This window comes from Afipia sp. OHSU_II-C1, from assembly GCF_000497575.1.
GTDB lineage: Bacteria > Pseudomonadota > Alphaproteobacteria > Rhizobiales > Xanthobacteraceae > Afipia.
On the sequence record NZ_APJI01000016.1, the window covers coordinates 41,259 to 54,625 of the forward strand.

The following is a 13,367-nucleotide window of genomic DNA, read 5'->3' on the forward strand; positions in this document are numbered from 1 at the left end:
GACCGGGCTTTTCGGATGTTCCCGTACTTTATTGTTTCTGCTTGGGAAAAATGGTCTGCAAAGTCCGGTTGACTCCCTATGCGCTCTTAGCTTTATATTAGAACATATCATGAACAAGTAAGTCCGTCATTCGTTCAGTCACTGCGGACCAGAAATTCCAGGAGCGGCGCATGACCGGCGCACGCATGAACACGCTTGCGTCCCTGCGGGGGACCATCGGCCGCTTTGAGGGCGAGGCCGGTGGGCTTGTGCGCGTGGCGATGGGCCATACGGGCGCCGATGCCGTGTTGCAGGGCGGGCTGGTGCGCGGCGCATTGCATGAGGTGTTCGCCGAGGGTGGGCGCCATGGCGCGGCGGCGGCGGGTTTTATCGCAGGTCTTGCGCATCGTCTGGCCGGGCGGCGGCCGCTGGTGTGGGTCCGGCAGGACTTCATGGAACGTGAATCCGGCGCGCTGTCGCTGAGCGGCCTCAATGAACTCGGGCTCGATCCGCGTCTGCTGGTGACAGTGCGGGCCGCAGATGCCGAGACGGCACTGCGCGCGGCGAGCGATGCGCTCGCCTGCGATGCGCTCGGCGCGGTGGTGCTGGATGTCTGGGGCGAGGTGCGTGCGCTCGATCTGGTCGCGAGCCGCAGGCTCACGCTGGCCGCGCGTGCCTCGAATGTCACGTGCCTTGTGCTGCGCACGGCCGCCACACCGTCCCCCAGCACGGCGGAAACGCGATGGGTGGTACGTGCTGCACCGTCATCACCTGCGACGGAAGCGTGGGGCGCGCCGACGCTGGATGCACGGCTTGTTCGCAATCGTCACGGCGAGACCGGACAATGGATCATGGAGTGGAAATGCGATGAAGGCCTCTTCCGTGAATCGGCGGCGCATTCTCAGCCTGTGGCTGCCGCGCCTGCCGACCGATCGATTGAAGCGCCAGCTTTCGGGGCAAGACGCCGCGCCGGATGATGCGCGCCCGTGTGTCGTCGTCTCCAGGCTGAACAACGCGCTGCAAATCACGGCGCTGAACGACGCAGCCGTGACATCCGGCCTTGAAGCCGGACTGCCGCTGGCGAATGCGCGCGCGGTTTGTCCCGATGTGCAGGTGTTCGACGCGGATGAGGCCGCGGATGCAAATCTGCTGGAAGCCATCGCCGACTGGTGTGACCGCTTCACGCCGCTGGTCGCGCTCGATCCGCCTCATGGGTTGCTGCTCGATATCAGCGGTTGCGCGCATCTGTTCGGGGGCGAGGCCGCGATGTTGCGCAGCGTTTGCGCATCGCTGGCCCGGCAAGGCTTTATCGTGAACGCGGCGATTGCCGGCACGCCCGTTTGTGCACGTACCGTGGCGCGGGCGGCGCGAAGCTGTATCGTTCCCGATGGAGAGGAGGCGCGTGCTGTCAATCCACTCCCGGTGTTCGCGCTCGGCGCTGACGATGCGATCACGCGAGGCTTGCGCCGCGCCGGCCTGAAAACGATCGGCGATGTGGCGGCGCGCGCGCCGCATGAACTTGCCGCACGCTTCGGCGCGGCATTCGTGAATTTGTTGCAGCAGGCGTTGGGGCAGGCCGATGCACCGATTTCGCCCCGCAAGCCGCTGCCGGATTTCATGGTGGAGAAGCGCTTCGCCGAACCGGTCGCGACCGGAAACGTGATCGCGGCAATCCTTTCGGGTCTGGCGCAAATGCTGGTCGCCGCAATGGACAAGCAGGGCAAGGGTGCGCGGCGGCTGGAGGCGAGTTTCTTTCGCACCGACGGCGCGGTGCGCACGATCACGGTGGAGACCGGGCAGCCCGTCACCAAAGTCAGCGTGGTCGATCGCCTGTTTCGCGAGCGGCTCGATGCGCTGGCCGATCCGCTGGATCCCGGCTTCGGGTTCGATCTGATCCGGTTATCAGCCAGCCGCGTCGAGATCGTGGTGCAGGAGCAGCGCGATTTCGATACCCGAACCCGTGACAATGACGAGGTGGTGGCGCTGGTCGACCGCATTGCCGCACGCATCGGCGGCAAGCGTGTCGTGGTGCATCTGCCGCAGGACACGCACATTCCCGAGCGCGCAGCAATCGCCGCGCCTGCGCAGCAATATCTTGCGGCTGCTGCGATTGCAGACTGGCCCGCGCGTGTCGAAGCCGAGCCGCCGCTGCGCCCGCTGCGGCTGTTCGAGAGGCCGGAAGAAATCAAGGTGACTGCTGCCGCAATTCCTGACGGACCTCCGCCCCGGTTTACATGGCGGCGCGCGACCCATGCCGTGGTGCGGGCAGAGGGACCCGAGCGCATCGCAATGGAATGGTGGAAGCACGAGGAAGAGGCGCTGACCCGCGACTACTTCCGCGTCGAGGATGCGGAGGGAATGCGCTTCTGGATCTATCGCGACGGTCTGTACGGCAGCGAACTTGTCACCGAAGAAGGTGAACCGGTTCCTCCCAAATGGTTCGTGCACGGGCTATTCGCATGAAAGCCACCGACTATGCGGAAATCGGAATCACGACGAATTTCTCGTTCCTGCGCGGCGGTTCGCAGCCGCAGGAATATGTGCATCAGGCCAGCGGTTTTCTTCTGCCGGTCATTGGAATTGCTGACCGCAACACATTGGCCGGCGTGGTGCGCGCTTACAAGGAACTCGAGAATCCCGATGTCAAATTCAAGCCCAGGCTGCTGATCGGATCGCGCCTCGTCTTCACGGATGGGACGCCGGATATTCTGGTCTATCCGCGCGACCGCGCCGCCTACGGCCGGCTGTGCCAGTTGCTGACGCGCGGCAAGCTCAGAGCAGAGAAGGGCGAGTGTCATCTCACCTTCGATGATCTGCTGGATTTTGCAGAAGGGCAGTTACTCGTTCTGTCGCTGCCGCATCGTTTTGAAGCTGCGACGGCTCTGAAGATTCTCGATCAATTGAAACACAGCCGCGCCGACGGCATCTGGCTCGCGGCAAGCCTGCTGTATCGCGGCGACGACACACGGCGTCTGGCGAAACTGAAACGTGTTGCTTTCACCGCCCGCGTGCCGCTGCTGGCGACCAATGAGGTACTTTACCACCATCCCACGCGACGTTCGCTGCAGGACGTTCTGACCTGCATTCTGGAAAAAACCACGATCCATGCCGCCGGGAAAAAACTTCAGGCCAATGCCGAGCGGCATCTGAAGCCGGGCTTCGAGATGGCGCGGATGTTTCGCGATCTGCCGGAGGCGATTGCAGAAACCATGCGTTTCGCCGACCGCATCACATTCACGCTCGACGAGCTCAAATATCAGTATCCGGATGAACCTGTCCCGCCGGGTAAGACCGCACAGCAGCATCTCGAAGATCTGACATGGGCAGGCGTCGAAAAATATTTCCCAAAGGGGATCGATGACAAGTTGCGCGCCACGCTGAACAAAGAACTCAGGCTGATCGAAAAGCTCGACTACGCGCATTATTTTCTGACAGTGCACGACATCGTGCACTATGCGCGCTCGCAAAACATTTTGTGTCAGGGCAGGGGCTCTGCCGCCAATTCCGCGGTCTGCTTTGTGCTCGGCGTCACGTCCGTCAATCCGGTCGATGTCGACCTGTTGTTCGAGCGGTTTCTTTCTCAGGAACGCCGTGAGCCTCCGGACATTGACGTCGATTTCGAACATTCACGGCGTGAAGAGGTGATGCAGTATGTTTATCGGCGTTATGGCCGTCATCGCGCGGCGATTGTCGCCACCGTCATTCACTATCGCCCGCGCAGCGCCATCCGTGATGTCGGTAAGGCGCTGGGATTGACGGAAGACGTCACGGCTGCACTGGCCGATACGGTGTGGGGAAGCTGGGGCGACGGCGTCAGCGATATGCAGATCCGGCAGGCGGGGTTCGATCCGGGCAATTCGATGATCCGGCGTGCCGTTGAACTGGCCACCGAACTGATCGAGTTTCCGCGCCATCTCTCGCAGCATGTCGGCGGCTATGTGCTGACACAGGATCGGCTCGACACCTATGTGCCCATCGGCAACGCTGCGATGGATGATCGGACCTTCATCGAATGGGACAAGGACGACATCGACACGTTGAAAATGATGAAGGTCGATGTGCTGGCGCTCGGCATGCTCACCTGCATCCGTAAATGTTTCGATCTGATCGCGGATCATAAGGGGACGCGATACGAACTTGCCGACGTCAAACCGGGAGACAAGGACAGTAGTGAAGTCTTCGACATGTTGTGCAGGGGCGAATCCCTCGGCGTGTTTCAGGTCGAAAGCCGGGCGCAGATGAACATGCTGCCGCGCCTGAAACCGCGCAATTTCTACGATCTCGTGATCGAAGTCGCCATTGTACGCCCAGGGCCGATCCAAGGCGACATGGTTCATCCTTATCTGCGGCGAAGAAACGGGCAGGAAAAAGTCAACTATCCGTCGCCTGCTCCTGAGCATGGCGACAAGGACGAATTGAAAAACGTCCTGCATAAGACCCTTGGCGTGCCGCTGTTTCAGGAGCAGGCGATGCGGATCGCCATCGAAGCTGCGAAATTCACGGCAGACGAGGCCAACGGATTACGCCGCGCCATGGCGACGTTTCGGAATGTCGGCACCATTCACAAGTTCGAAGACAAGATGGTGAATAACCTGATCAGCCGCGGCTACCCCCGGCAGTTCGCGGAAAATTGTTTTGAGCAGATCAAGGGTTTTGGCAGCTACGGATTCCCCGAGAGCCATGCGGCCAGCTTTGCACAGCTTGTCTATGTCTCCTCGTGGCTCAAGCACTATCACCCGGATGCATTCTGTTGCGGTTTGCTGAATTCGCAGCCGATGGGGTTTTATGCCCCGGCGCAGATCGTCGGCGATGCTCGCAAAAATGGGGTCGATGTGCGCGAGATCGACGTCTCGTTCAGCTTTGGCCAAAACACCCTGGAAGAACGGAGCGGTCAGTATCACGCGATGCGGCTCGGATTCCGCCAGATCGATGGTTTCGAAATTTTCGATGTCGATGACAGGCTTGCGGAAAAGTTCGGCAAGCCGCTCAGGAAGCCGCGTCAGGATTACTGGGATCACCGCATCGTCGCCGCGCGGATGCGCAAACCGTTTGCCTCACTGGAAGATTTCGCCCGCGAGACGCGATTGCCCAAGCGTGCACTGATCCTGCTGGCGGACGCCGACGCATTCCGCTCGCTCGGTCTCGATCGCCGTGAAGCACTGTGGACAGTGCGGCGATTGCCGGACGATGTCCCGCTGCCGTTGTTCGAGAGTACGGCAACACGCGAGCAGCCGGATGAAGCTGCGCAGCCTTTGCCCGAGATGCCGCTGCCCGAGCAGGTGGTGGCCGACTATCAGACCATCCGGTTGTCGCTGAAAGGGCATCCGATGGAATTCCTGCGGCCGAAGTTTGCCGATGAGGGCGTGGTGGCGTGCAAAACGGTCGCTCATGCCCATGACAGGCAGCGGGTGCGCTGTGCTGGGGTGGTGCTGGTCCGGCAGCGGCCCGGCAGCTCCAAGGGTGTGGTGTTCATGACGCTGGAGGACGAGACAGGCATTGCCAACATCGTCGTGTGGCCGAAGGTGATGGAGCTATTTCGCAAGGAAGTGATGGGTGCGCGGCTGATCGAAGTACAGGGGACCATTCAGAGCAGCCCCGACAAGGTCGTTCATCTGGTGGCGGAACGCCTGTTCGATCGCTCTCATGAGTTGATGAATCTCGCCAACGACGCGCTTGGCGGAAAGCATCCGATCCCTCCCGGTGCGGATGTTATCGAGCCGCTGGAAGAAGAACAGAAGGCGCATTCGGGGAGCCCGGCTCACAAAATGCGCCATCCGCGCAATGTCCGCATTCTTCCGCGCTCGCGGGATTTTCATTGATTGGTTCGTCGCTTGCGCTCCTCGCAATGACCGTGGTGAGACTCTTGAATGCGCAGCGCTTTCGGCGCAATGCTCTGTGCCGGTCTGATGGAGGCGATGATGCAATCTCCCCATGATATCCTGTCTGATCTCTGGGCTCTCGGGGGCGGCGACCCCTCCGCGCTTGACGCCGTCACCCTGACGGGAAACGAACCCATCTTGCCGTCGTCATTCCGCGTCGGCGCGGCATCGCAGGTGACGATTGCCGCTGCCGGGCTTGCCGCTGCGGAAATATGGAAAGCGCGCAGTGGCGAGGCACAAGGGATTTCAGTCGACATGATGCATGCAGCTGTGGAGTGCCGCAGCGAGCGTTATCTGCGCGTCGACGACAAGCCGCCGCCGCCTGCATGGGACGCTATCGCAGGCGTCTACAAAACAGGCGATGGACGCACCGTTCGTCTTCACACCAATTTTCCGCATCACCGTGACAACGTCTGCGAGGTGCTGGCCTGCAAGCCGGAGCGCGACGATGTGCAGCGCGCCTTGATGCAATGGAAGGGTGAGGAGTTTGAGACCGCTGCCTATGCTGGCGGCTGCGTCGTCTCGATGATGCGCTCCCACGATGAATGGTCCGCGCATCCGCAGACGCAGGCGATCGCGCAACAGCCGCTAATTCAGATCGAGAAGATCGGCGAGGCCGCGCCGCGTCCATGGCCTGCCGGCAAGCGTCCGCTGGCAGGGCTGCGCGTGCTCGATCTGTCGCGCGTCATCGGGGTCCAGTTGCGGGCCGCACATGGGCTGCTCATGGGGCGGATGTCATGCTGATTTCCTCGCCGAACCTGCCATTCATCCCGTGGCTGGTCATCGATACCGGACGTGGCAAATTATCGGCTTTTGCCGACCTCAAGACGCACCAGGGGCAGGACGTTCTGCGCGGCCTGCTGGCGTCGGCCGATATTTTCTCTCAGGGTTACCGGCCGCAATCGATCGCGGCGCTCGGCTTTTCCCCGGAAGATGCCGCGCAGATCAGTCCGGGCATCGTTTACGTGTCGCTATGCGCCTATGGCCACGCCGGCCCCTGGGCCAGCCGCCGCGGGTTCGACTCGCTGGTCCAGACCGCGACCGGGTTTAACCATGCTGAAGGCAAGGCCGCCGGTGCCGATGGGCCGAAGGAACTGCCGATGCAGATCCTCGACCACACGACGGGGTACCTGATGGCGTTCGGTGCGATGATGGCGCGCCTGCGGCAGGCGCGGGAGGGCGGAAGCTGGCATGTGAAGGTTTCACTGGCGCAAACCGGGCGCTGGCTATGGAACCTTGGCCGGCTGGATGATGGTCTTACGGCGGCAGACCTGACGGCAGATGCGATTCTGCCGTTTATCGAGCAAGGCGCGTCGGGATTTGGTGCACTGCGGGGTGTTCGTCACGCTGCCGTCATGTCCGCGACTCCGGCCTTTTGGCAGCGTCCTGCAATGCCGCTCGGTTCCCACGAAGCGGTGTGGCCATCACGCGGCTGACGTTAACCGAAAATAATGTCCATCCTGTCGATTTTTGATTGTCCTGAGCAGGAAAGTGGAACTATTAGCCTGACAGGCTGCGTCGGCTCGCCGCAGAACCACGGATTTCGAATGGTCGAAAAGACAACCAGACTGAGTGCGCTGATTGCCCGGATTCAGGCTATGCCCCGGCAGCGGCTGACCGTGGGCGCGGGCGTCGTTGCGATCGCTGGTCTGGCAGCGTTTGGCCTGACGTTTGTTGGCGCTTCGCCCAAGAATCATTCCGACGTATCGAGCCAGTCTCGAAAGGGTCTGCTGCGCTACACGCCGACAGCGGCAGAATGGGCCAGCCTGACCGTTCAGCCGGTAGTTGAACGCGCATTCCGCGCGGAGCATGTCACAGAAGGCAAGATCGCGGTCGACGAAGATCGTTCGACCCCAGTGTTCTCGCCCTACGCCGGCCGCGTCACCAAACTTCTGTCCCGCCCCGGCGACAGGGTTACGCAGGGGCAGTCGCTGTTTGTGATCGAGGCTGCCGACAACGTTCAGGCGCAGAACGATTTCATCACGGCGGCGACCGCGTTCAACAAGGCGAAGTCGCAACTCGAACTGGCGCAAATCCAGGACAAGCGCGCCCGCGATCTTTATGAAGGCAAGGCCGCGCCGCTGAAGGACTATCAGCAATCGCAGGCGGCGCTGATATCCGCACAGAACGACATGCGTTCCAGCGAGACGGCGCTGGAAGCCGCGCGCAGCCGGCTGCGCATGCTCGGCCTGACCGACGAGGCTATTGCTGCATTCCAGGACAAGGGGCGCATCAATCGCGAAACGACAATCTTCTCGCCGATCGCCGGCACGGTCGTGCAGCGCAAGGTCGGCCCCGGACAATACGTCAACGCCGGTGCGAGCGATCCGGTGTTCGTCGTCGGCGATCTGTCGACCGTCTGGCTGACCGCGTTCGTGCGCGAGACCGAAGCGCCTGCCATCGAGGTTGGCCAGGAAATCATGTTCAGCGTTCTCGCGTTTCCGGGGCGCAGCTTCAGCGCGCGCATTAATTATGTTTCGGCGGCCATCGATCCGACGTCCCGCCGTCTGATGGTCCGCGCCACCATCGACAATCCCGGCGAAGCCTTGAAGCCAGAGATGTTCGCGAACGTGACCATCTATTCCGCAGGCGACCGTCCGGCTGTTGGCGTGCCCAAGCAGGCGCTGATCTACGAAGGCGATCAGGTCAGGGTCTGGGTTGTGCGCGACGACAGGTCCATTGAGCTCCGCCAGATCAAGATCGGCATGACCAACGGCGATCTGGTCGAGGTGAAGAGCAATCTGTCTCCGGGCGAGAACATCGTCACCCGAGGCAGTCTGTTCATTGATCGCGCTGCATCAGGCAGCTAGTCCCTCCGTGTCTTTCCCCGACGTCATACGCTCCCGCTGAAAGACCGGTCTCGATGGATCGCCTTGTCGCTCTCGCCGTCAACCGCCGCTACCTCATGGTGGCGTTGTTCATCATGACGATGATCGGCGGTGTCATTGCCTTCCAGCAGCTGAACATCGAAGCCTATCCCGATCCCACGCCGCCGATGGTCGACATCGTAACGCAAAGTCCCGGCCTGTCGGCCGAGGAAATCGAGCGTTACATCACCATCCCGATCGAGACGCAGGTCGCGGGCCTGAAGAACCTGCGGACGCTTCGCACCATCTCGCTCTACGGTCTGTCGGACGTCAAACTGCAGTTCTCGTTCGATTACACTTACGACGAAGCCTTGCAGCAGGTGCTCAATCGCCTGTCGCAGCTCAGTCCGTTGCCGGGAAATGTGCAGCCACAGATTTCTCCGCTGAGTCCCATCGGCGAAATCTTCCGTTACCGGCTGGTCGGGCCGCCGAACTACAGCGTTCTGGATCTCAAGACACTGCAGGACTGGGTGCTGCAGCGCCGCTTCCGGAGCGTGCCCGGCGTGATCGATGTCACAAGCTGGGGCGGCAAGACCAAGACCTACGAGCTTCAGGTTGATTTCAACAAGCTGACGGCCTTTGGCCTGACCTTGCCGCAGGTGCTGCAGGCCGTTGGCAACGCCAACATCAACGTCGGCGGCAACACCGTCAACATCGGCACGCAATCCGCCGTTGTTCGCGGCGTGGGCCTGATCCGCTCCATCGATGACCTGGCCACCACCATGATCTCGCAGAGCGGTGGCAATCCCGTGCTGGTGCGTGACATTGCGACCGTTACGGTGGGCGAGAAGCCGCGTCTTGGCGTCGCCGGCATGAACGCCGACGACGATATCGTTCAGGGCATTGTGCTGATGCGCCGGGGCGAGCAGAGCTCTCCGACCATCGCGCGCGTTGAAAAGCTCGTCAAATCGATCAACAACTCGAATATCCTGCCGCCCGGGGTGCGGATTGAACGCATCTACGATCGCAAGGATCTGATCGACACCACGACCCACACCGTGCTCCACAACATGGTGGTCGGCATCATTCTGATCGTGCTGTTGCAGTGGATGTTCCTGGGCAATCTGCGCAGCGCGGTGATCGTGGGCGCCACGATTCCGTTCGCGCTGTTTTTCGCAGTCATCATCATGGTGCTGCGCGGTGAATCCGCCAACCTCCTGTCAGTGGGCGCCATCGATTTCGGTCTGATCGTGGACGGCACGGTCATTATGGTCGAGGCGATTTTCCGGAGATTGTCGCAAACCACCGAGCTTTCTGCCTCCGAAGAGCAGGCGATTTCGCCCGATACCATTATGGGCATGAAAACCCATGCCATTCTCAGCGCGGCGGCTGACGTCTCCCGGTCGATCTTTTTTGCGGCCGCGATCATCATCGCAGCGTTCATTCCGCTGTTCACGCTGAGCGGCGTCGAAGGCCATATCTTCGGACCGATGGCGAAGACTTATGCGTACGCGCTGGCCGGTGGATTGCTCGCAACTTTCACAATTACACCGGCGCTGAGCGCGATCATTCTTCCTGCACACATCCAGGAAACCGAAACGCGGATTATGCGGTGGCTGCATCGCGTGTACATGCCGATGCTGCACTGGGCCATCAGCAGCCGGCGGATTATGATAGCGGCTGCGGGAGTGCTCGTTGTCTTCACATTCGTTGCAGTGCGGATGCTCGGACTTGAATTTCTTCCGAAGCTGGAAGAGGGCAATCTCTGGATTCGCGCCACGCTGCCGCCGACCATTTCGCTCGAGGAGGGCAACTCCTACGTCAACGAGATGCGAAAGCTCATCCGCTCGCGGCCGGAGGTGGAATCGGTCGTATCGCAACACGGTCGGCCCGACGACGGCACCGATGCGGCGGGTCTGTTCAATGCGGAATTTTTCGCGCCACTGAAGCCGGTCAGCGAATGGCCGGGCTCGCGCGACAAGGATGATTTGACCAGCGAGCTTCTGGCGCAACTCCAGAAGAGATTTCCCGGCGTCGAGTTCAACTTCTCGCAGTATCTGCAGGACAACGTCGCCGAGGCGGTGTCCGGCGTGAAGGGAGAGAACTCGATCAAGCTATACGGCAGCGATCTTGAGGAATTGACCAAGACCGCCAACAAGATCAAGTCGGTGCTTTCGACGGTCAAGGGCATCACTGACTTGTCAGTCTTTACGTCGCTGGGACAGCCCACCATCCAGATCGACATCGACCGCGCGCGGGCCGCCCGCTATGGCCTCTCGCCGGGTGATATCAACGCGACCATCCGTGTCGCGATTGGCGGTGACAGTGCGGGCGATCTGTACGAACCCGGCAGCGACCGTCATTTCCCGATTGTGGTCCGCCTTGCGCCGGAGTACCGCAAGAGCGCCGAAGCGATCCATAACCTGCGCATCGGCGCGCAGGGACCGAATGGAATCCAGCAGGTTCCCCTGTCGGAAGTGGCATCAATCAGACTGGTGTCCGGCGCGGCATATATCTATCGCGAGCAGCAGGAACGCTATCTGCCGATCAAGTTCTCGGTGCGCGAGCGCGATCTCGGCAGCGCCATCAAGGAAGCGCAGGACAAGGTTGCGGAGCAGGTCCAGCTTCCTTCCGGTTCGCACATGGAATGGGTCGGAGAGTTCGGAAATCTTCAGGACGCGATCCGGCGTCTGTCTATTGTGGTTCCAATCAGTCTTGCGCTGATCGCCGTTCTGCTGTGGTTCAATTTCGGATCGATGACCGACACCCTGCTGGCCATGAGCGTGATCCCGATGGCCATCTTCGGTGGCGTCCTCGGGCTGCTGTTCAGCGGCATTCCGTTCAGCGTGTCAGCGGCAATCGGCTTCATCGCGTTGATGGGCATTGCGGTGATGGACGGCATCATCATCCTGTCGCAGTTCAACCAGCTTATCGACGAGGGATATAATCGCGTCAGGGCCGTTATCAGGACCGGCGAGCTTCAGTTGCGGCCGGTGCTGATGACCTGCGTTGTCGCCGGTATAGGTCTTCTGCCGGCCGCCATATCGGAGGGGATCGGTTCTCAGGTGCAGAAGCCGCTTGCGGTGGTGGTCGTGACCGGCATGGCGGTGGCTCCGCTGGTCATCCTGATCACGCTGCCGGTTCTGATTTTGATGTTCTCGCGCCGGGTGCGCTAAGAGATTTTAGCGGCCCGAAGGAATGCGCAGGCCGTGCCAGGCGTCGCGGACCTGATGATAGTGAACCTCGGGCAGGTAGTCCGGCGTATTGAGGCCGAGCGTTCTGACATCGAGGCGGCCGATTGCACTCAGTAGCGTATAGGAGGCAATCACCCGGTCGCGTTGCGCCAAAATCTGGCGGGACCGCGCCGCTGTGAGGTCCTGCTGTGAGTTGAGCACATCGATGGTGGTGCGCTGACCGGCCTGCGCCTCGCGCCGCACGCCCTGCAAGGCGATGTTCGCCGACTTCACCTCGGCTTCGGCAGCGGCGAGCGCGACCTTGGTGCCCTCGCTGCTGATCCAGGCGCTGATCGCCGCAGTGCGGGCCTGATTTCGCACCTGTTCCAGCACAAGCCGGCTTTGCACCGCTGTTTCCTTGGCCTGGCGGGTTTGCGAGGCGGCGGTGCCGCCGTCATAAATCGGCAAGGTGAGGGCGCCGACCACGGACGCCTGATCCGCGCGCTTGGTGCCAAGGTTGGGGTCGCTGTCGGCGCTGCGGTTGACATTACCCTGCACGTTAACCTGCGGCAGCAGGCTGCTCTCGGCAACGCTGATGGTGGTGGTGGCAACGTCGACGTCGTAGGTCGCTGCGATGACCGCGGGATTTTCGCGAATCGAGCTGTCGATCGCATCCTGCCGGCTCTGTGGAACAAACCTGTCGACCGTCTGCGCGGGCGCGAGCAAGCCCGGCATGTTTCCGATCACCTGCGCGTAAATGGCGCGGCTGGTTTCCAGCGCGACCTCGGCGGCGTTGAGATCGGCGAGGCCACGGCTCAGCCGCGCTTCCGCCTGGGCGGTGTCCGTCGGCGTGACATCACCGGCATCGAGGCGCTTCTTGGTGATGCCGAGCGTTTCGCGCAGGAATGCCACGTTGCCGCGCTGGGTTTCGACCAGCGCCTGGTTGGAGATCACGTTCATGTAGGCGGTGACGGCATCGAGCAGGACGCCTTGACCGGTGTTGCGCAAGGCCTCGCGGCCGGACAGCACCTGGAACTCCGCGACACGGACACTGTTTGCGGTCTTGAAGCCGTTAAATAGATTCTGCGTGACGGTGACGCCGATGGTCCATGGCTTCAGCGTTGCGGTCTGGATGGTGTTGTCCAGAAGCAGGTTGCGAACCGGCTGCAACCCGGCGCTGAGACTCGCGACGATTTGCGGGCGATAGCCCGCCAGCGCCTGCGGCACGCCTTCGTCGGTGGCGCGCTGCTGGGCGCGGCTGGCATTGAGTTGCGGATTGGATTGATAGGCTTTGACCAGCGCTTCGTTGAGCGTCTCGGCCCGCGCCTGTGCTCCGAGCCCCGCGGACAGCGCGAGACCGATGGCGACGCCCGACACACCAAGGCGCCAGCCTACGCCACCAAACCCTGAAGCACGCCGAGCCATCGTTTTCCGTAACAATCCGAGATTCATTGTAGCGGTGGGATTGCACCATCCGGCACGCTTCATTCGTACACTGTTTAGAGGCCGATGTTGGCTCGGGCAAACCT

General features: G+C 61.5%; 6 protein-coding genes and 1 pseudogene. 6 read left to right on the plus strand and 1 reads right to left on the minus strand.

Annotation, left to right across the window (positions count from 1 at the left end):
- Window positions 1-170: 170 nt before the first annotated feature.
- The 6 genes and pseudogenes from I554_RS0118085 to I554_RS0118110 all read left to right on the plus strand — a co-directional run bounded on the left by I554_RS0118085 (window position 171) and on the right by I554_RS0118110 (window position 11,841).
- Complete coding sequence (locus tag I554_RS0118085) at window positions 171-956, plus strand: DNA repair protein (RefSeq protein ID WP_024573928.1); 786 nt, start codon at window positions 171-173, stop codon at window positions 954-956.
- Window positions 847-2,442 carry a DNA polymerase Y family protein gene (locus I554_RS0118090; protein ID WP_034461843.1) on the plus strand — a complete coding sequence of 532 codons (1,596 nt, stop codon included), beginning with the start codon at window positions 847-849 and terminating at the stop codon, window positions 2,440-2,442. The genes I554_RS0118085 and I554_RS0118090 overlap by 110 nt, the downstream gene beginning before the upstream one ends.
- The gene (locus I554_RS0118095) at window positions 2,439-5,798 is read left to right on the plus strand and encodes an error-prone DNA polymerase (protein WP_024573930.1); all 3,360 of its coding nucleotides are present in this window, start codon (window positions 2,439-2,441) and stop codon (window positions 5,796-5,798) included. Before I554_RS0118090 ends, I554_RS0118095 begins: the two co-directional genes overlap by 4 nt.
- 99 nt (window positions 5,799-5,897) lie before the next feature.
- Window positions 5,898-7,294: pseudogene (locus I554_RS25695) on the plus strand (CoA transferase).
- Between the two features lie 111 nt (window positions 7,295-7,405).
- Window positions 7,406-8,668: an efflux RND transporter periplasmic adaptor subunit gene (locus I554_RS0118105; protein WP_024573931.1), complete on the plus strand. Its 1,263-nt coding sequence runs from the start codon at window positions 7,406-7,408 to the stop codon at window positions 8,666-8,668.
- A 53-nt stretch (window positions 8,669-8,721) separates the two neighbouring features.
- Window positions 8,722-11,841, plus strand: coding sequence for a CusA/CzcA family heavy metal efflux RND transporter (locus I554_RS0118110; protein WP_024573932.1), 3,120 nt, complete (start codon window positions 8,722-8,724; stop codon window positions 11,839-11,841).
- A 6-nt stretch (window positions 11,842-11,847) separates the two neighbouring features.
- On the opposite strand, the gene I554_RS0118115 is transcribed toward I554_RS0118110, so the two are convergent.
- A complete protein-coding gene (locus tag I554_RS0118115; RefSeq protein WP_024573933.1) occupies window positions 11,848-13,263 on the minus strand; it encodes a TolC family outer membrane protein in 1,416 nt (471 codons plus the stop codon).
- Window positions 13,264-13,367 lie beyond the last annotated feature (104 nt).